At 42.6% G+C, this 19,296-nt stretch carries 17 protein-coding genes; 7 read left to right on the plus strand and 10 right to left on the minus strand.

Annotated features, from left to right (window positions below; all coding sequences use genetic code 11):
• Window positions 1-64 precede the first annotated feature (64 nt).
• From MD535_RS15930 to MD535_RS15940, 3 genes are read right to left on the minus strand one after another with little or no spacing between them, the layout of a single operon-like run.
• Window positions 65-2,464, minus strand: a complete 2,400-nt coding sequence (locus tag MD535_RS15930) for a glycoside hydrolase family 3 C-terminal domain-containing protein (protein WP_265676016.1) — start codon at window positions 2,462-2,464, stop codon at window positions 65-67.
• A complete protein-coding gene (locus MD535_RS15935; protein ID WP_265676017.1) occupies window positions 2,454-3,827 on the minus strand; it encodes an MFS transporter in 1,374 nt (457 codons plus the stop codon). The genes MD535_RS15930 and MD535_RS15935 overlap by 11 nt, the downstream gene beginning before the upstream one ends.
• A gap of 12 nt (window positions 3,828-3,839) precedes the next feature.
• The gene (locus tag MD535_RS15940; RefSeq protein ID WP_265676018.1) at window positions 3,840-4,481 is read right to left on the minus strand and encodes a TetR/AcrR family transcriptional regulator; all 642 of its coding nucleotides are present in this window, start codon (window positions 4,479-4,481) and stop codon (window positions 3,840-3,842) included.
• A gap of 403 nt (window positions 4,482-4,884) precedes the next feature.
• Between MD535_RS15940 and MD535_RS15945 the strand changes: the two genes are divergently transcribed.
• The 3 genes from MD535_RS15945 to MD535_RS15955 are packed head-to-tail and all read left to right on the plus strand — an operon-like array spanning window position 4,885 to window position 8,877.
• The gene (locus MD535_RS15945; protein WP_265676020.1) at window positions 4,885-6,417 is read left to right on the plus strand and encodes a sulfatase-like hydrolase/transferase; all 1,533 of its coding nucleotides are present in this window, start codon (window positions 4,885-4,887) and stop codon (window positions 6,415-6,417) included.
• Between the two features lie 17 nt (window positions 6,418-6,434).
• On the plus strand, window positions 6,435-7,643 hold the full coding sequence (locus MD535_RS15950; protein ID WP_265676021.1) for an anaerobic sulfatase maturase: 1,209 nt from the start codon (window positions 6,435-6,437) through the stop codon (window positions 7,641-7,643).
• A gap of 37 nt (window positions 7,644-7,680) precedes the next feature.
• Window positions 7,681-8,877: a hypothetical protein gene (locus MD535_RS15955; protein WP_265676023.1), complete on the plus strand. Its 1,197-nt coding sequence runs from the start codon at window positions 7,681-7,683 to the stop codon at window positions 8,875-8,877.
• A gap of 38 nt (window positions 8,878-8,915) precedes the next feature.
• Here the strand turns inward: MD535_RS15955 and MD535_RS15960 are convergent, their stop codons facing one another.
• Complete coding sequence (locus MD535_RS15960) at window positions 8,916-9,101, minus strand: hypothetical protein (protein WP_265676024.1); 186 nt, start codon at window positions 9,099-9,101, stop codon at window positions 8,916-8,918.
• A 144-nt stretch (window positions 9,102-9,245) separates the two neighbouring features.
• Here MD535_RS15960 and MD535_RS15965 point away from each other — a divergent pair, with 144 nt between their 5' ends.
• Window positions 9,246-9,776: a TetR/AcrR family transcriptional regulator gene (locus MD535_RS15965; protein ID WP_265676025.1), complete on the plus strand. Its 531-nt coding sequence runs from the start codon at window positions 9,246-9,248 to the stop codon at window positions 9,774-9,776.
• Between the two features lie 89 nt (window positions 9,777-9,865).
• On the opposite strand, the gene MD535_RS15970 is transcribed toward MD535_RS15965, so the two are convergent.
• Entirely contained in the window at window positions 9,866-10,939 is a 1,074-nt protein-coding gene (locus MD535_RS15970; protein ID WP_265676026.1) for a DUF3080 family protein, read from the minus strand.
• Between the two features lie 542 nt (window positions 10,940-11,481).
• Here MD535_RS15970 and cspE point away from each other — a divergent pair.
• On the plus strand, window positions 11,482-11,694 hold the full coding sequence (cspE, locus tag MD535_RS15975; protein WP_102468123.1) for a transcription antiterminator/RNA stability regulator CspE: 213 nt from the start codon (window positions 11,482-11,484) through the stop codon (window positions 11,692-11,694).
• A gap of 186 nt (window positions 11,695-11,880) precedes the next feature.
• Here the strand turns inward: cspE and MD535_RS15980 are convergent, their stop codons facing one another.
• Window positions 11,881-12,747: a LysR family transcriptional regulator gene (locus tag MD535_RS15980; RefSeq protein WP_265676027.1), complete on the minus strand. Its 867-nt coding sequence runs from the start codon at window positions 12,745-12,747 to the stop codon at window positions 11,881-11,883.
• Between the two features lie 107 nt (window positions 12,748-12,854).
• Between MD535_RS15980 and MD535_RS15985 the strand changes: the two genes are divergently transcribed.
• Window positions 12,855-13,229, plus strand: coding sequence for a YybH family protein (locus tag MD535_RS15985; protein WP_265676028.1), 375 nt, complete (start codon window positions 12,855-12,857; stop codon window positions 13,227-13,229).
• A 10-nt stretch (window positions 13,230-13,239) separates the two neighbouring features.
• On the opposite strand, the gene MD535_RS15990 is transcribed toward MD535_RS15985, so the two are convergent.
• From MD535_RS15990 to MD535_RS16000, 3 genes are all read right to left on the minus strand, one after another.
• A complete protein-coding gene (locus tag MD535_RS15990) occupies window positions 13,240-13,422 on the minus strand; it encodes a hypothetical protein (RefSeq protein WP_265676029.1) in 183 nt (60 codons plus the stop codon).
• Between the two features lie 373 nt (window positions 13,423-13,795).
• Window positions 13,796-15,247 (minus strand): catalase, encoded by a 1,452-nt coding sequence (locus MD535_RS15995; protein WP_265676030.1) that lies wholly within the window; start codon window positions 15,245-15,247, stop codon window positions 13,796-13,798.
• 168 nt (window positions 15,248-15,415) lie between these two features.
• Window positions 15,416-16,411: an arginine deiminase-related protein gene (locus MD535_RS16000; RefSeq protein ID WP_265676031.1), complete on the minus strand. Its 996-nt coding sequence runs from the start codon at window positions 16,409-16,411 to the stop codon at window positions 15,416-15,418.
• A 529-nt stretch (window positions 16,412-16,940) separates the two neighbouring features.
• On the opposite strand from MD535_RS16000, the gene MD535_RS16005 reads away from it, so the two are divergent.
• A complete protein-coding gene (locus tag MD535_RS16005; protein WP_265676032.1) occupies window positions 16,941-18,797 on the plus strand; it encodes an ABC transporter ATP-binding protein in 1,857 nt (618 codons plus the stop codon).
• 174 nt (window positions 18,798-18,971) lie between these two features.
• On the opposite strand, the gene MD535_RS16010 is transcribed toward MD535_RS16005, so the two are convergent.
• Window positions 18,972-19,283, minus strand: coding sequence for a DUF202 domain-containing protein (locus MD535_RS16010; protein ID WP_265676033.1), 312 nt, complete (start codon window positions 19,281-19,283; stop codon window positions 18,972-18,974).
• Window positions 19,284-19,296: the final 13 nt, after the last annotated feature.

The following is a 19,296-nucleotide window of genomic DNA, read 5'->3' on the forward strand; positions in this document are numbered from 1 at the left end:
TGTATTGCTTGTGCAATGATAAGGTTTTTACCATTACATCCCTTTAAAACTAAACGCTAAGTCATTATTTCTTACGCTTTAGGAACATACCCAGCGCTCGGATGTAATGCCCGTTCAATAACTTCACTAGAAAATCTATTTGCTCAAACTTCAACTTCCCACCACCTAGTAATACTAAAGAGCGCAGCGGCATACCTTGAATCGCTTTTTCAACCATTAACAGTACCGCTTCACTAGGCTTATTTGGACCAAACGACCCTGCCATGTTTTCCACCACTTTTTGATTTACTTTACGACCTATCCAGGTACTTTGAATATCTTTGAGTGTCGAGTTTTCGGTAAATGGTGTCATGGTTTGTAGAGCCGGAATCGTTCTGCCTAGTAGCGCTTCAAACTGCTGATCTGTCATCACTGTTTGGCGTTTACTCGCATCAAGTGGCTTAACGATATAGTCACTAACCAATGTCACTAGAACACTATCTCGTATATCACGTGACGAGGCACCAATATGAATATGATATTCCCCAGCTTCGACTTCCCACTGTTTTGACGCCGAGCTAAAGAATGAGAACGCTCGTCGATCCAAAGTGAACTCTACGGTTTTGCTTTCTCCCGGTTGCAAGTCTACCTTCTCAAAGGCTTTCAACTCTTGTTTACTTCGTTCAATTTGGCTATTCAGTTTCTCAATATACAGCTGAAGCACTTCTTTGCCAGCTACGGAGCCACTATTCGTCACCTCAACCGAAAACACAATCTGCTCGTCTGTTTGGCTAACTACCGTGGCATTATGATAAGAAAAATCGGTATAGCTTAAGCCATGTCCAAACGGAAACAGTACGCGTACGCAATGGGAGTCAAAATGTCGGTAGCCAACATTCAACCCTTCTTTATAAACAACCTGCTTAGGAAGACCTGGGAAATTGGCGTTTGAAGCACAATCTTCTAATGTCAGAGGGAACGTTTCTGCCAGCTTACCACTAGGGCATACATCACCATACAGAATGTCACAAATTGCACCTCCACTTGCCTGTCCCCCTAAGTAACTTTCTAAAATTGCGGGTACTTTATCAATCCAAGGCATCGTCACGGGAGAACCATTACTCAACACTACGATGACATTCGGATTGACCTGATTAACCGCCTCAATCAATGCATTATGAGATTCAGGTAAATTCATATGAATACGATCAAAAGCCTCTGCTTCATAGCTATTTGGAAGGCCAACCATCACAATTGCCTTGTCGACACTTCGAGCTAGCTCCACCGCTTCAGAAATCAAACCGGCATCTAACTCACCGGACTCTCGATATCCTGCTGCAAAGCAAACCTCTGCACTGAGTTTTTCATTTAATGCGTCACACAAAGAATATACTTTCGTCGGCGTGACTTGTGAGCTACCTGAACCTTGATAGCGTGGCGTTTTGGCAAACTGACCAATAACCGCCACCGTTTCTGAGCTCGATAATGGCAAGGCCTTCGCATCATTCTTCAATAACACCATGGACTCACCAGCGGCTTTACGAGCCATTTGGTGATGAGCGTCGATATCGAATTGTTCATGAGAAGTAATCGCTCGCTTAGACTTCACAATCAGCGCCAATATTCTTTCAACAACTCGATCTAGTGCCTTCTCATCCAGTGAACCATCTTTCACAGCCTCAACAATTCGAATATCATTGAGCCCTGCGCAGCCAGGCATTTCCAAATCCAAGCCCGCTTTTATTCCCTCGACACGATTGTTCATTGCACCCCAATCGGTCACGACTAAGCCTTCGAAGCCCCACTCCTCACGTAAAATGTCATTCAAGAGTCGGTTGTGCTCACTACAAAACTCCCCATTGACTTGGTTGTACGCACACATCACGGTCCATGGCTGGGCATTTTTAACCACATCTTCAAAGCCCGGAAGATAAATTTCACGCAACGTCCGCTCATCAACTAGCGTATCAATGACCATTCGATTGGTTTCTTGATTGTTAACAGCATAGTGCTTCACACTCGTGCCAACGTTGTGCTTTTGAACCCCATTAACAAATGAAGTAGCCAGTCGACCTGTCAAGTAAGGGTCTTCAGAAAAATACTCAAAGTTACGTCCGCACAATGGGTGGCGTTTAATGTTCATACCTGGACCAAGTAAAGTACTCACATCTTCCTTTAATGCTTCTGTCGCCAAGTATTCTCCGACAGTAGCAATAAGATCAACGTCCCAAGAACTTGCCAACGTCACTGCTGTTGGAAAACAGGTACTTTTTACACTAGCACTCAAGCCTAGGTGATCCGTATTTCCTTGTTGCTTACGAAGACCGTGAGGGCCATCCGTAACCATGACTGATGGAATACCTAAACGCTCTATATCTTGTAAATGCCAAAAGTCTTTGCCTGAACACAGACTGGCTTTCTCTTCTAGAGTGAGTTGAGTAAGCAACTCGTTCACTTCTTTTTGAATTGATTGTCTATTTTTCATTTCTTACTTCCAATTCTTTTGATATTTCAGCCAATTTTTCGTCGGTTAATGAATAGAATTTGATAGGAATAAGCATTAATACGCAGCTGATCGCTGGCAGAACTGTCATCGCCAAAAAGATTCCATCCATGGCTTCTTGCGTTTGGCTAGTGCCAGCAACGTAGTGAGTCATAGACAAAATAAGACCAACGGCAAACGCACCTAGAGCAGTAATAACCTTGTTTGCAAATGTCATGCAACTAAATGCCACCCCTTCAGAACGAATGCCCGTTTTCCATTCGGCATAATCAACAGAATCACCCACCATAATGGGCTGAAGGACAAGGAAAGGAGAGTTCAATGTTGCAAGCACGAATGTCATGACATAAACCGTAATCAAGTCATCATAACCGAGATAGAAATACAGGCTGAGCAGAGCGACACGTAAAATAGAGGTCGCAATGATGACGCCTTTCTTTTGAATACGCTTGATCATCATAGGAGTAAACGCCATACCTATAATCATGCCAAGCATCGAGATTAAACTAATAATCCCCATCTGTTTTGCATCACCTAAGTTGTAAGTAGCGAAATAGATCACTGCGGAAACAGGGGCAGCGGTTAGCGATGAACAAAGCATGGTCAAAAATACTAACTGCAATGGGCGATTGGATCTAAATACGTTTACCGTATCAGATAGGCGAATCTTTGGGCGTTTAACGACTAAGCGCTCTTTTACTCCAAAGAATGCTAACGTTATCAGCGGCACACTGAGTACAGCGAATATAGCAACTGAATAGAAGTAACCTTGACTGGGATCCTCGGGAGAAAACTTTTCAGCCAAAACAGGAATAAGAATGGTCGGAACAAGTATCCCCATGGTCGAAAAAGAACGAGCAATACTCACCATCTTGGTACGCGCCGATGAGCTTCTTGTCATCACGGTAGACAACGCCCAGATAGGAATATCAGTCAGTGTATATAGCATGCCCCACAAGATATAAATGACATAGGCATAGATCAAAGTACCGGTATAAGAAAAGCCTGGGTTGTAAAAGCAGAGCGTCGTGACAATGGCGAGCGGGACTGGCACAAAAAGTAACCAAGGACGAAATTTTCCCCATCGCGTATTCGTTCGATCTGCAAGAATGCCCATAAGAGGATCATTAAATCCATCCCATAACCTCGCGACGAGAACCAATGTACCGACAGCCGCTGGCAATAAACCTAGAATATCCGTAAACGCATACATTAAAAAACTAAGTTGTATACCAAATATTATATTTTGCCCACCCAGTGCGGCAGTAAATGAAAAACTTTGCTTTCTTGGAATAACATCTAGATCTTCTTTATGATCCGAAATTGTCGCTGTTTGACTGGTCATGATAATTTCCTGTTATTTATTATTTTTTAAACCATGAAGTACAAATTCAATCGCAGTTTTCATCACCTCATTGTGCGATTCTGGTGAGACTTCTACTAATGTATCCCCACGTAAAATCAATCGATGCTTTAAACTTCGGATAGTATTAATAATGGTGACACTCGCTAAATGAGAATCGACTTTACTTTGAATTGATCCATCTACGATTCCCTCATTAATATAAGACTTAATAAGTAATCCTGTTGCGTTCTTTTCTGTTTGTGCTTTTAGTTTATCAATATCTTCACTATCTAATCTTTGGCTCGTAAAGTAACCATCAAACTCAGCCAGAAACCGTTCTACTTTGTCAAACCGATCTTCAGCCCAAAAAAACAAGCTAAACTCTTCCAGTTTCTTTAGTCCCGTTGGGCTGCCGGAAATTCTGTCTGACAACGTGTTCAAGTTTTCCATCGACATTTCCGATGAAATCACGGTTTCTAAAATAGCCAATCCTAATGAGAACTTGTCCTTATAGTAGCGATACAAACTCGTACGGCTGATTCCCACGGTTTTAGCAATGTCCGTCATTTGTGTGTCATAGAACCCATTTTGAGTAAACAATTCTTGAGAAATCGCTAAAATTCTACGTCTGGTCTCTTCTACTGTGTATGTCATATTTTTGCCTCAGCAATCAAACTATCGACAGTGTTACACGTGTACCATCATTTTGAATAGCGGCATTCGCAATTAATGTGATCCAAGCATACTTACCACACCAAATTGAGATCCAGAGCATGAAAAATCACCATTCATTAACATCAACCCGGCTCATATGGCACACCAAATCACAGCGCAAACAGTTGATTTAATTGATTTTAAATAAACAGGATTAATTGGCAAATTAATCAATAGATGATTCAGTTCACAAATACAAAACAACTTACTGGTCATCATTGCACGCAAAGATCCATGTCACATTTTACTCTGTTACACGTGTGCTATTGTTCCTGTTACACATGTAGCACAGCACAGCGTGTTATGACTCATCCGTAAAGTTGTAGGTAAAGGAAGACGATTTATGAACACCCCTTCATTTCGCCGAAAGGCAATCAGTACAGGAATCGCATTAGCACTTATGTCAGCAGTACCGAGTGCATTTGCCCAACCTAAAGCCGTGGAAAAACCCAATGTCATTGTCTTCTTTACTGACGATATGGGATGGGCAGACATGAGCACGCAAGGCGCACCATATAAGACTGAAAATCTGGATAAGATTGCTAACAGCGGTCAACGTTGGAGCCAATTCTATGTCACTTCGCCAGTTTCCTCTCCATCGCGAGGCAGCTTACTTACTGGACGACTTGGTACTAAAACCGGTTTATACGGCAAAGAAATTCCGGTGGTGATGGAGCCAAATCAAAACGACTTTCCGGCGACAGAAACCACCATAGCTACCATGTTGAAAGACAATGGATATAAAACCGCAATGTTTGGTAAATGGCATTTAGGCAATACTGAGGCTTCGTACCCTACGAGACATGGATTCGAGCAGTGGTATGGAACCATTGCTTCTAATGACATGAACTTCACCGTCGGTTTACCTCGCCTACAACAATTAGGTGCATTTGTTCAAATTGCCAAAGCGAAAGAAAAGAAAGACTGGGAAACAGTCAAAAAAGTAGGTGCGGCATTACAAAAAGATATGGCGTTAAAATATGAGGCTTTAAAAAACCCTAAAGACGAATATTGGGATATTTCTGTTATGGAGTCCAATAATAATAACGGAGTCTATAGCGATAAAGTTGTTGAGCGTCCATTAAACCAAGCAATGCATACACAAAATATCACCGCTCGTCTAAAAGATTATATTAAAGACAATAAAGATGACCCATTTTTTGCGTATGTACCTTATACGCAAAACCACGCGCCGCTGTTTGTCTCTCCTGAGTTTGAAGGAAAAAGTGGTCATGGACTCTATGCGGATGTCATGATGGAAATTGACTGGTCTGTCGGTGAAATTGTTGCAACGCTAGAGAAGTACAATATCGATGAAAATACACTCATTGTATTCTCATCAGACAATGGTCCTTGGCTACAAATGGGCGATCATGCGGGCTCTGCCCTTCCACTAAGAAACGGCAAAAACAGTACCTTTGAAGGAGGGGCTCGTGTACCTGGTATCTTCTACTGGCCAGGGAAAATTGAACCTAAAGTCGTCAACGATATTGGTTCCGCAATGGATATCTTACCAACGGTTGCGGCGCTAACTGGTTCAACACTTCCAAACGCAGACCTAGATGGTGTTGATTTAAGTGCCACGCTTTTGGAAGGGAAGCCAAGTGCACGCACGGTTATGCCTTACTACTACAAAGGCAACATGCAAGCATATAGAAATCAAGAATGGAAAGTGGTCTTTTACGGAAGTGACCCGAAAAATTACTCTGGTTACAAGCTGGAAAAGCCAGAGCTGTACAACATGATCAATGATGAAGAAGAAAAGCTCGATGTCGCAGAGAAAAATCCAGAAGTGCTCGCCATGATGGTGAAAGAAGCTCAAGAATACGATGCTTCTTTAGGTGAAAAAGTCACCCCACTATTTGATCTTAGATAAACGCTAGCAGGCCCGATATGTCCGACTTTCACGTTACCGCAAAACCTTCAGGTTCACTTTGCAACATTGATTGTGATTACTGCTTCTATCTGGAAAAGGAAAAGTTATACCCAGAAAGGAACAAAACGGTAGGTATGGATGATAAAACGCTTGATATCTATATCAAGCAATACATTCAAGCACAGAAAGGGAATAACGTTCTTTTTTCTTGGCAAGGTGGAGAGCCGACATTATTGGGCCTTGCATTTTTCAACAAGGTCATTGCACTTCAAAATAAGTACGCTAACGGAAAGCTAATTTCCAATACCTTACAAACTAATGGCATATTAATTAATGAAGAATGGTGTCATTTCTTTAGACAACATGAGTTTTTGATAGGTCTATCATTAGATGGTCCGAAAGAGATTAATGATAGCTATCGTAAAAGTCGCTCTCAAAAGTCCACTTTTAGTAAAGTAATCAATACGGTAGAGCTTTTTAATAAATTCAACATTGACTACAATATTTTAGCCGTAGTAAGTAAAGCAAACGTCGAAAAACCCATTGAGGTTTATGAGTTTTTCAAGTCTATTGGCGCTAGACACTTTCAATTCACACCACTTGTTGAACGAATTGCGAACACCCCTACAAAGGACGGACTTACACTTATTTCTCCAACGGATATGAGTCAAGCCACTGTTGCACCATGGAGCGTTGACGCGTCGGCATATGGCGAGTTTATCACAACGATGTTTGATCACTGGATTAAGCATGACCTGGGTGAGGTTTTTATTCAAACATTTGAAAATACGCTAGGTAAAATGCTAGGTGAGCCTGGAAATCTATGTGTTTTCGAAAAAGAATGCGGCAATGCACTCGCACTGGAATTAAATGGTGACACCTACTCATGTGATCATTTCGTTTATCCAGAATATAAACTAGGAAATATACATACCGAACAACTAGAAAATATAGCAAACTCACCCAAAGCAACTAAATTCGGGTCAGATAAGAAAACTAATATGGCAACAGAGTGTAACACATGCCCTTTCTTATCTATTTGCAATGGAGGATGCCCTAAGCATAGATTTGAACTGTCTTCCTCTGGCATTCCCAATAAAAACTACTTCTGTAATGGATATAAAAAGATATTTTTACATATAGAAAAATACATACCTACTTTTAAAAACGCATTTGAACTTGGACTAAATGCGGAAGATATAAAAAAAACAATTAGCAACAATTAACTTAATTCAATATATCAAGCATAATTTTGGGGTTACTATGAAATATACAACCTTAGCCACAATTACGGCTATCGCACTCTGCTCTAATTCCGTACTGGCTGAAACATCGGGATTGAATGATGGATTCCAAGGAACATGGTTCTCACACGTAAATACGCCACATGGTTTCGCGACACCTCTACCTAAGGCGGCTGGCAACTGGGAAGTAAAAGGACTGATTAAGCCTACATTTATTAGCAATGCCGTTGATGGCTCAGATAAGGGCGCGGCGATAAAAGCAAAAGTACAAGTAAATGGTAACTATGAATTTACAGAAAATTTCCGTTTTATTACTGAAGCATGGGTGACGGGTGACTTCGAACAAAACAAAATGCATTGGGAACGAGACTACAATACACCAGTTCTAAACCAAGACCCTATTTATTTCGAACAACTTCAAATTGGTTTTGAACACAAAACACTCGGTGCGCTCACTGTCGGTAAACAAGTCACGCAGTGGGGAGCAGGTACAATCTTTGACCAATACAACATGTTTGGTTTAACAGAACTACAACTCAATGCAAAAAATGATGGTACAAAGATTTTCTATCACAATAAATGGAATAACAAGTGGCTAGTTCGTGGTGTTTATAGGCCCGAATCACCGGTGTATGAAATTCACGCTGCTTCTCCCGCTCGGACAGAAGGAACATGGGGAATGACGCTTGCGTACGATACATTCTCACCATATGCGCGTGGTTTTGATGGCTGGGGCGTCTATTACGATGTCACAAATGAACATTTCGCTACGCAGTATGGCGATGCGCCAAGCGATAGCTTTGGTACTGGTGGAGCAGCTGCAGGCGGCTATCAATACCACAACGCCAACCACGAAAACCTAGTTCACTCTGTAAGTAGTTACATCAGAACAGGTCCGTGGTATCTCGCTGGTAACTTGACCTATTCAAATATGGATGACGGAAAAAGCTTAGATGACACATTAGAAAATTCTGGTTTCCAACGCGCAGGTATGGTGTATGAGGATGGTGTTGGACTCAGCGCAACCGCTATGGCTCGCTATACTTTCAAAAACGGATTTGAGCCACTAGTTTCTGTGGGTAATGATATTACTGGTACCTTCGCGATAGTTGACCTTGCTTACAACTATAGTAAAGGATTGAGGTTGTTTGCTGTAACCCGAATGGCAACCGACGACCAAACACAGTTTGGCCTCGGTGCTAAAATGTTCTTCTAAACAACACAGATCCGAGGTGCATTGCTGCGGTCATTTTTCTAATAGTCTGTCCAATTTTTAACTGTAAGGCCTTTAACAGCCTTACAGTTAACTTCAGACATAGAACCTAGAAAGTAGCCATCTTTAATACAAGGTAATTGATCGCTACTCTCACCTCTTTTAGCAATAGAATTAAATGACACGGTCATCAGGAATACAGCCAATAACAAAGAAATTCTTTTCATACACGCCTCTATATTTCGGTAATCGATTTAATTTAAGTTCAGAATGCATAATTTTCCAGGAATTATGGCAATAATGAATAGACCAATTTATTACTAGCAACAAACTTTTAAGAATAGTTCTCGCGTAACACACCGGACATTAATATGAATAGAAGAAAGAAGCTTCGTATAATAAGTGATGCTATAGCATGCGCCTCTCGTGAGGTTGGCTACAATAACCTTACGGTACCTAGAATCGCAGAAAAATCAGGAATGACTCCAAGTAACTTATATGTCTATTTTAACAGTAAAAAGGATATGCTTAACTATGCGCAAAGCGATATTGAAAATAGACTTATCGTTGCAATACTGCGCCCACATAAGGATCTTGATAATAGCATACACTCAGCTTGTACTAATCTGTTTCACTACCTTTTAGACTATCCTGACCACTTTATGTACCTGAAGCAAAGAAACAATATCAACGCCTATAGCTTAATCAACGGCGAAATTACAACAGCCAAAATACGCCTTGTTGGTATGCTATCCATCGCCGCTAAAGCTTCAAAAACAACAACAGAAACACTGAGCTGCCTGCTATTTAGCCCTATCATCGATCTCGCTACCATTGCACACACAACAAACAGCCAAAGTCATGACGATATAATTTCTCTGATCGTCGACCGGGCATCATGAAGAACGGCTACGCTATAATTTGACTGTTCAGCAAAACCTATCAGCGGATTCCCCTCCAATTATTTGGTAAATAGTCAAATTTAACGGAGTCAGTGCCCACGAACTTCATTCAGTGTTTTCCCACAACGCTGAAACAGCGCTTTCCAGTACCTAACGTGTGACTGAGTGGCGATGGTAAATTGTTGGTAGATGGCATGCGTCGGATAATGGCTCATGTCATGATTACCCGCGAGCAACGCTGAATCAATAACACTAATATCCCGTGCAATCACTTGATACTCGGAGCTTATGAACGCCAAATAGGGCTGAACTCTCGCGATGAACTGTTGGTTAAAAACATTAACCAAATAACGAAATCGAGTCATATCTCTACCGGGTCCACAAACAATTCCTGAGTCATGTTCTTTCAGCTGTAAGGTGATTGCATTTAGCCACGCCGTGCTGGCTTTCAATGAAAACAACAGATTGCCAACCACGCGCTGCTTCTCTAGAACTTCTTGATACGCCATCAATGGCTCTGGCATCTCTAGTGCTGATGAGGTTCCCGCTTGGACGCCAAGTATGTAATCCGACACTTGATTCAGTTTTTCTAATGCTGGTTGAACATAAACCGCTGTTCGGCTAGCGTTTAACACCACCCACCCATCGCTATTCAATTGAGACCTCATTGCGTCACTGGACAACACAAGGTTAGAGAAATAGTACGGCAGGTAGTGATATTTACTATCAAGTATCGCTTGTAGTTCCGACTTCAAATCACTGTCAATACTGTCTGACGCTAGGCATGCCTCTAATCCTACAATAAGCTGTAGTTGATAGTCGAAATACCGAAATTCATCTTGCACCTTACCAAGCGACGAGTTCTTTTCTGCAACCAACCCAAACAGTCCACATTTGCGAAGCTGATAAGTTTGTACGATGCCTAATGTGGTAACAGGGATAGTCAGAAAGATGTCCCGTTTATCGGGCAGGCTTACCAAGCTAACGTCAGGGACAATGGCAACAGGTTGCTGCTGCACCGAGGCAATACGATGTTGATAATCACTAAAGAGGTCTCCTTGAGCATTCGATTGAAAGCACCCAGCGACACTGACCGTACTCACAATAAGCAACGCGCAGCGCTTTATCGATATCAAAGACATTAAATTTGGCAACAACACCATGTTTCACTCAAGGGTCTACATATCAATTATTACGTAAGACTAGCCCACTATCGCTCATAATCGCTCACAATTTTTTTGCTTGGTGTGTTCCACATGTCCTCCAAGATATAGAGTGTATACTCCAACGAACATCAAAATTAATCGCTCGTTAATACAATACATTGACTATCTTTTCGCAGCCTACCTAAGCGTCATTGAGCACTGCCCAAACATAAAACGTTTATTTAAATCAAACACATAAATTCAAATAACCAACAAAAAACATGAGATCCTGCATTAACGCCAGAAAATATAGTGAAATATATTTCGAAAAAACCAAAATAACGCTTTACTTACCACAGGGGTCGGGTATGATTTGTCTCGCTCTGTTGAACAGAGTTATTAATGAAACATCAAGTAAAAGTAAAGCCTTAGAATGCCCACGTTAGTGTTGTTATCCTCAGTGTTTCCCTTGCTTCATCGTAACATTAAATAATTCCGAGCTATCAGCGCATCGCAATTTCGCGATAACTTTATGAAATTAAATATATTAAGGGGCTCTCATGTCTAACAAAACTACTGGCATCGTAAAATGGTTTAACGAAGAGAAAGGTTTCGGTTTCATTACTCAAGACAACGGCGGTGCTGACGTATTCGTTCACTTCCGTGCTATCGCTTCTGAAGGTTTCAAAACTCTTGCTGAAGGCCAAAAAGTGTCTTTTGAAGTAGAGCAAGGCCAAAAAGGCCCACAAGCTGCAAACGTAGTAGCTATCTAATTTAAGAGCGGCGCAAACAGTCTACTGTTTGCGCCACTTTTTTATCCTCCCCCCTAGCACCACCCCTTCTGTTATCTCTAAGACCTCCAGCAGTTAACTCATTACTTAAAACCAGACAAACCAAGAACGTTCGCTTTCTTTTTTAATTTCGCCTTTTATTTCTATATTTCTGGAATTTAAGTTTAATTAAACCAACATGACTAATTGCTCTTCAATCGCTTTGATACACACATTTACTGACATTGGTACGCTCTGACTAAATGGATTAAGTGCGTAAATTGAATTTGGCGGCAGATGATGATTCGGTAATACAGGCACGAGCTTGGGACTTACCAATGGTAAATAAAAATCAGGTACGAGACCGATCCCTGCCCCCTGAGTGACTAATGATAAGCTACTATGAAATGAATTTGTCATGCAGCGAGCCTCTTTACGGTATTCCTGATTTGCCTCTTTCTTACTGGTAAAAACATGATGAATTTGCCTACCTTGCCAATGATTAGAGATATAATTAAGGTCATCCAACGCCGTGCTGGACACCAACGATGCTTCCCCACATAACACATCTCGAAACTGGCCCAAACGTCGCTGTTTTAAATTGCTGCTTTTCGACGGTCCTACCCGAATCGCCAGATCGATGTCATGCTCATAAAAATCAATATGTTGATCACTACTTATCAGCTCCGGTTCCAAACGTGGGTATTGCTGCATTAAATCACCAATAATCGGCGTTATGAGAGTCTCCATGAGGGCATTTGGCGCTGTTATCCTGACTCTTCCTGTTGGCTCTGCTACCAACTCTTGAGCCTCAGCCCAAGCCGAATCGATAATGCAGTTAAGATCCTTGCAACGAGAATAAAAGCTTCGACCTGCCTCTGTGAGTGCCTGTCGTCGGGTCGTTCGCTTAAGTAGCGTTAGACCTAATTCTGTTTCAAGCGCTTTTAGGTGCTGACTCACGACCGACTTTGATAGCTCTAATGTATCTGCAGCCGCTGAAATAGAGCCCGCTTCAACAATATGCGCGAAGATTGACATTTGTCTTAGACGATTCATTTTATTGTTCTGTTTTATTAAACATTCCTTTTTAATATAACTATTTTTCAATGCTAATCATAGCGCTATGCTGGACCCGTATTCAGTTATTTAAGTAAGGGCTCCTTATGTCAAACCATCAAACACTCAACGCCTGCAAACAAGGTATCGCTGCATGGCAAGACGCATTTAACAACCAAGATGCTCAAGGTTGTGCTGCGCAATATAACGAAAACTGTACCATGCATGCTCGCCCCTTTGGGACGTTCGAAGGTCGAGACGCCATACAAGCGTTTTGGCAAAATATAATGGACCAAGGTTTCAAAGAAGTTGAATACACCGATACTCAGTGGCAAGCTCATGGCGAAAAGGGCTATATATTGACATCAAGCTGGACGATGAATAAAGCCTTTGGCGTCGTTCATCGTGAATTGTGGGCAGTAGAAGATGACGGTAAAGCGCGACTTATTAGCGATGACTTCGAAGTTCAGGGAGAACGGTAGCCCAACTTCGCTAAGGTTCAAACAGCTGGGTGAGATCTTCACTCAGCTCTTCAAAAACAAGATGACTTTCAAGCACTTTGTCGACGACATACTCATAACGCTCTATGTCGAGGACATCATTCACTTCTTTGTTGTATTTTGCGCCAACCACCAGCCCCGTAAGCACAGATACCACCGCTATTACTTTCAGCATACAATTCCTTTTGAATGGTTTCCTTACCAATCTTGTTTCAGTATAAACTTCATCACTAGAAAATAAAGAATTGATCTAAATCAAAAGTAAAGAATGGATGAGGCGCGTATAGCAATAATGTGAATGATTGATGTGCTAGAACGGAGCCGCTCTTTAGTAGCGAGTATTCACCACCAACTCCGACTCTAATTTACTACCCGATATAAAAAATGCCCGGGATAGTACCCGGGCATTTCTATCGAAGTCAGATTTACAAGGCAGTAACTACGTTAACAAGAGCAGTACTGACGCTGCATAGACGTTTTCACCACTCGATTGTCAATGGAAAAAAAGACATGATCCAGCTGAAATACTCTCTCCAACCATGTCATTGCTAACCCTCCACTTCAGCCATATCGATATTCAAAGCAGCAGCCAGACCTTCCGCGTAATCACGATCAGCTTGCAATGCGTGCCAAATATGCTTGAGCTGGATAGGTTTAGACGCCGCGCCTACCGAACGAGCCGTATTTTCAAACAAGCGTTGTTGCTCTTCTTTAGTCATTAGGCGGAAGAGATCACCTGCTTGTGTGAAGTAATCACTATCTTCACGGTGATCCCAATGCCCCGCATCTCCCTCGATGGCTAACGCTGGCTCAGCATATTCAGATTGCTCTGCCCACTCCCCATACTGATTAGGTTCATAGCCTTTTGTTGAGCCATAGTTACCATCAATACGCATTGCCCCATCTCGGTGATAACTGTGTACTGGACAACGTGGTGCATTGACTGGGATCTGATGATGGTTTACGCCTAAACGATAGCGTTGGGCATCACCATAAGCAAACAAACGACCTTGCAGCATTCTATCTGGAGAAAACCCTACTCCTGGGACAATAGCAGCTGGATTAAATGCCGATTGCTCTACTTCAGCAAAGAAGTTTTCAGGGTTGCGGTTTAATTCAAACTCACCGACTTCGATCAGTGGGAAATCACCATGAGGCCATACTTTAGTAAGATCAAACGGATTAAACTCACTCGCATTAGCCTGTGCTTCCGTCATAACTTGAATCTGCATCGTCCATTTTGGAAACTCACCATTTTCAATACTTTCGTATAGATCACGGTGGTGACTTTCGCGGTCACGTCCTACTAACGCTTCTGCTTCTTGGTCCGTTAAGTTCTTGATCCCTTGCTGTGTTTGGAAATGAAATTTCACCCAAACACGTTCGTTGTCAGCATTAATTAAACTAAAGGTATGGCTACCAAAACCGTTCATATGACGGTAGGTGGCAGGAATACCACGGTCACTCATGACAATGGTGACTTGATGAAATGCTTCAGGTAATGACGTCCAAAAATCCCAGTTATTTTCTGCGCTACGCATATTGGTGCGAGGATCGCGTTTAACCGCATGATTTAGGTCTGGAAATTTGAGTGGGTCGCGCAAAAAGAATACCGGCGTATTATTACCGACTAGATCCCAGTTTCCTTCTTCCGTATAAAATTTTAACGCAAAGCCACGAATATCGCGCTCAGCATCCGCCGCGCCGCGCTCACCTGCCACCGTGGTAAAGCGAGCAAACAACTCGGTCGTTTTACCCACCTCTGAAAAAATTGCCGCTTTGGTGTACTGAGTAATGTCATTGGTGACGGTAAACTTGCCGTAAGCCCCAGAGCCTTTGGCATGCATACGACGCTCAGGGATCACTTCGCGGTCAAAATGCGCCATCTTTTCTAAAAACCAGACATCTTGCAGCAACATCGGGCCACGCTTACCAGCAGTCGCCACGTTTTGGTTATGTGCAACAGGACAACCTGCCGCTGTCGTTAATTTCTTAGTCATAGTAGATCCTTAGTGATCAAATCATCGCCGATTGAATACACTTACTATAAACGCGGATAATCAAAATAGACAACGGGATCTAACTATCAATTCGATAAGTAATAGCTATCGAACCACCAAACGTTATTTGCGCGGCAAATTCAAATACATGCTCATTCAAAGTCGCCCTTACAACGATTTCACTCGCGATGGCAGAAAGATTTCACTCAGCATACAACGAACGCTTCCACCACCAACGGTCTCAATGGTAGAGACGTCGAAAGGGAGTAGCTTTCCATGCGTGCTCAATTGCTGCCGTTGTGAAGGCGTAAAGGCATCATACGCCGATTGTGACATGGCAATGACTTTGTCGCCATTCACCGTTTCCAGCTGAAGAATATTGCCACAAAAATGATTCATCTGAGGCTCACTGATGGTGATCACTTGCTTGGACTTAGCCAAAGATTTAATCACAAATCGGCGCTCATATTCCGGAATAAGGTCTGCACAAATCACCGCAAAATTTTCTCCAATCGCCATCATCACATTGGTGTGATAAATCGGTAGTCCCGATGGAAGTGCCGTTTGAAAAGAGACCACGCGATGATAACCAATACGCTTGGCATAATCCTCCAGCGCCTCTCTTTCACAACGCTGAGACAAAGCCGCATAGATAGTTCGGTTAACATGGTCTTTAACCATCACACCAGTGCTTTCTAAATAAGCACCTCGCTTAGCGTAGCTTTCCATGGAATCAGTTGCGATAATCACTCGCCCAGCAGCGCGTAAGGATTTCATTAGCGCTTCAGGGCGCACTTCATGCTGGCGGTTATTACATGCCATTGGAAACGTATAAAACGCCCCATCTTGCGTAGTACTAAACCAATTATTTGGAAAGACAGCATCGGGGGTTTCTTGCTCTGATTTCGGGTAATCAAACTCGACGACTTGCACGCCAACCTTGCGCAGCGCCGCTACCATAGTATTGAACTCGCCCATGGCAGCAGCACGTACAGCAACCGAGTCCATCGTCACTGGCTGTTGAAATTCATTATCTTTTGCTGTTTCAGCATTAAAACCGAACTCTTTAGGGGGCACCATCACCACACAATTCGCATTTTGAACCGAGCATTGTAACTTTGATTGACGGGGCCATTTTAGATGTAAAGCTGTTCCTTGATTCATATTGAGTCCACTCATCCTACAAACTTCATCAACGATTTTTGAATTGTAAGCAAAATGTTAATTGCCAATTAACTGAATTCAACCCTATTTGACATCAAAGACTCCACTCATTAACTGCATTATTCACTTTATTCAGACGTATTTACTGAATATCCAAGCAAGTCAGTAAAATCGTCAACTATTTTGCACCGATTCCGCCATTTTTCTTTGATATGCCTACAACAAAGTAACAATATTGTTTCATATTCAAACTAATCTAATGACACAACTTGAGCCAGTTGATTGAAAGTTATACACTTAATTTCGTAGCCCTTTGAATCTTGTCATACTATCCGTTTCGTTGGCGTTGCAATTTCGTCATAAATTTAATGCACTCCACTGTGCTCTTCAGCGAAATGGAACCTTCGCCATGTAAAATAAAAACGGCTTAAAAACAAATTCTTACTAAAGGCTTCTCTCTGCCTATTGTGGCGAGAGTTCGTCATTTTATTCTGAATGCAGTCGAGCATTCATAGCACCTAGGTGAATCATGTTTAAACGCTTTGAATCTTTCACAAAAGCTTTTCCAAAGCAGGAGCCCGAGCAACCGCCAGAGGGCATCTTTGCTTTTTGTCGACACTTTACTCGTGGATTCGAAAAGCCATTAATTCTAATGGCACTACTCAGTACCACTGTCGCGATTATAGAAGTGGCGCTATTTAGCTTTATGGGTGAACTGGTCGATTTACTAACCGCCAGCACACCCGAAACCTTTATGGCAGAAAACGGAAGCACACTCTTTTGGATCGGGCTCGTTATTCTGCTCGTCATGCCAGCCCTTATTTTGGTGTACTCTTTATTGACGCACCAAACCTTGCTTGGCAACTACCCCATGTCTATCCGATGGCAAATGCATCGCTACTTGTTAAAGCAAAGTTTGTCCTTTTACCAAGATGATTTTGCGGGAAGAGTTGCGACTAAAGTGATGCAAACGGCATTAGCGGTTCGCGAAACGGTGATGAAAACCGCTGACGTTTTTGTCTATGTCATGGTGTATTTTACCTCCATGCTGTTTATCTTGGCACAGGCCGATCTTTGGTTAATGCTGCCAATGCTTTTATGGCTATTCGCTTATATTGGTATCCAGCTTTATTTTGTCCCAAAGCTGAAAAAAGTAGCAGCAGAGCAAGCGGATTCTCGCTCTTTGATGACAGGACGAATAGTAGACAGCTACACCAACATCTCTACCGTCAAACTCTTTTCACACAGTAAAAGAGAGACAGAATATGCCAAAGAAGGCATGGACGGATTTCTCGATACCGTTCACAGGCAAATGCGCCTAGTGACAGGGTTTGATGTCTGTGTACAGCTTGCTAACTACATTTTATTGTTCTCTATCGCTGGCATTTCCATCTATTTATGGATGCAGAGCGCCATCACAATTGGTGCCATCGCCATCGCGATTAGTTTGGCGCTGCGAATCAATGGCATGTCGATGTGGATCATGTGGGAAGTGGGGGCGTTATTTGAAAACATGGGTACCGTGGTCGATGGCATCAAAACGATGTCTAAGCCTATCGCTATCCAAGATAAACCTGATGCTAAGCCGATTGTGGTCGACCAAGGCGGTATTGAGTTTGATAACGTCAGCTTCCACTATGGTGAGAATAAAGGCGTGATTAGTAACCTCAACCTCAACATTAAACCGGGAGAGAAAGTTGGCCTAGTTGGTCGCTCTGGTGCAGGAAAGTCAACACTTGTGAACCTGCTGCTTCGTTTCCATGACGTCGAGGGCGGTCAGATCCGAATCGATGGTCAAACAATTTCAGAGGTCACACAAGATTCTCTACGCAGCAAAATTGGCATGGTCACACAAGATACCTCGCTGCTGCACCGCTCTATCCGAGAAAACATCATGTATGGTCGTCCGGATGCCACTGAAGACGATCTCCTCTCGGCCACTAAACAAGCCCATGCCAATGAGTTTGTCGAAACCCTTACCGACCCGTTTGGTAACGTGGGCTACGATGCGCAAGTCGGTGAGCGAGGCGTGAAACTTTCTGGGGGACAAAGACAACGTATTGCTATCTCACGAGTCCTGCTTAAAAATGCGCCGATCTTAATACTCGATGAAGCAACATCCGCGCTCGATTCTGAAGTTGAAGCCGCTATTCAAGAAAGTCTCAATGAGTTAATGGAAGGTAAAACCGTGATTGCCATTGCACACCGCTTATCAACCATTGCGGCCATGGACCGCTTGATCGTGTTAGACCAAGGGCAAGTTCTTGAAGAAGGCACACACCAAGAGTTGATTGAACAAAAAGGCGTTTACGCGCAGCTTTGGGCGCATCAGACTGGTGGGTTTATTTGCGGTGAGGACAACGTAGAACAGGAAGGAGTAGCGTAATCCACCTAGGCTCGAACAGTATGTTGCAAGGTAAATAACCATCAAACAAAGCCACTTAGTTTAGCTGCCAGTCACGGATTTTAGCTAAACATGGGTGGCTTTCTTTTTATGTAGCGAAGCAGGTTCCCAAGTCACTACACGCACACAGCACACAGCACAAGGCACTCACACTATTTAAATGACCAATTGCAACAAATTCACCACCGCGACCAGCAAAATCGATAATGCGATAAACTTCTTAATTCCAGCCTCACTATTCGATGTTTGATGCTGCTCATAGTGAAACCTTCTAGCACGCCAATGACCACATCCAAATAACAACAGACTCAACACCGCTAAAGCAACGCTGCCAATCATTAAAGAAAGTTGCTGATTAGTGATTGCATATTTCATCATTACCATCGCTAGTAACAGGCTCAACCACATCGTTCGAAACCATGCTAATACTGTTCTCTCTAGCTGTAGTCCAGGATCTTTTATCCTCATCGCTACCTCTGCC

Source organism: Vibrio qingdaonensis (assembly GCF_026191675.1).
Lineage (GTDB): Bacteria > Pseudomonadota > Gammaproteobacteria > Enterobacterales > Vibrionaceae > Vibrio > Vibrio qingdaonensis.

Bases quoted from the DNA above. Each gene is read 5' to 3' on its own strand.
- MD535_RS15930 (WP_265676016.1), bottom strand. From the start codon at position 2,464: ATGAAAAATAGACAATCAATTCAAAAAGAAGTGAACGAGTTGCTTACT.
- MD535_RS15935 (WP_265676017.1), bottom strand. From the start codon at position 3,827: ATGACCAGTCAAACAGCGACAATTTCGGATCATAAAGAAGATCTAGAT.
- MD535_RS15940 (WP_265676018.1), bottom strand. From the start codon at position 4,481: ATGACATACACAGTAGAAGAGACCAGACGTAGAATTTTAGCGATTTCT.
- MD535_RS15945 (WP_265676020.1), top strand. From the start codon at position 4,885: ATGAACACCCCTTCATTTCGCCGAAAGGCAATCAGTACAGGAATCGCA.
- MD535_RS15950 (WP_265676021.1), top strand. From the start codon at position 6,435: ATGTCCGACTTTCACGTTACCGCAAAACCTTCAGGTTCACTTTGCAAC.
- MD535_RS15955 (WP_265676023.1), top strand. From the start codon at position 7,681: ATGAAATATACAACCTTAGCCACAATTACGGCTATCGCACTCTGCTCT.
- MD535_RS15960 (WP_265676024.1), bottom strand. From the start codon at position 9,101: ATGAAAAGAATTTCTTTGTTATTGGCTGTATTCCTGATGACCGTGTCA.
- MD535_RS15965 (WP_265676025.1), top strand. From the start codon at position 9,246: ATGAATAGAAGAAAGAAGCTTCGTATAATAAGTGATGCTATAGCATGC.
- MD535_RS15970 (WP_265676026.1), bottom strand. From the start codon at position 10,939: ATGGTGTTGTTGCCAAATTTAATGTCTTTGATATCGATAAAGCGCTGC.
- cspE (WP_102468123.1), top strand. From the start codon at position 11,482: ATGTCTAACAAAACTACTGGCATCGTAAAATGGTTTAACGAAGAGAAA.
- MD535_RS15980 (WP_265676027.1), bottom strand. From the start codon at position 12,747: ATGAATCGTCTAAGACAAATGTCAATCTTCGCGCATATTGTTGAAGCG.
- MD535_RS15985 (WP_265676028.1), top strand. From the start codon at position 12,855: ATGTCAAACCATCAAACACTCAACGCCTGCAAACAAGGTATCGCTGCA.
- MD535_RS15990 (WP_265676029.1), bottom strand. From the start codon at position 13,422: ATGCTGAAAGTAATAGCGGTGGTATCTGTGCTTACGGGGCTGGTGGTT.
- MD535_RS15995 (WP_265676030.1), bottom strand. From the start codon at position 15,247: ATGACTAAGAAATTAACGACAGCGGCAGGTTGTCCTGTTGCACATAAC.
- MD535_RS16000 (WP_265676031.1), bottom strand. From the start codon at position 16,411: ATGAATCAAGGAACAGCTTTACATCTAAAATGGCCCCGTCAATCAAAG.
- MD535_RS16005 (WP_265676032.1), top strand. From the start codon at position 16,941: ATGTTTAAACGCTTTGAATCTTTCACAAAAGCTTTTCCAAAGCAGGAG.
- MD535_RS16010 (WP_265676033.1), bottom strand. From the start codon at position 19,283: ATGAGGATAAAAGATCCTGGACTACAGCTAGAGAGAACAGTATTAGCA.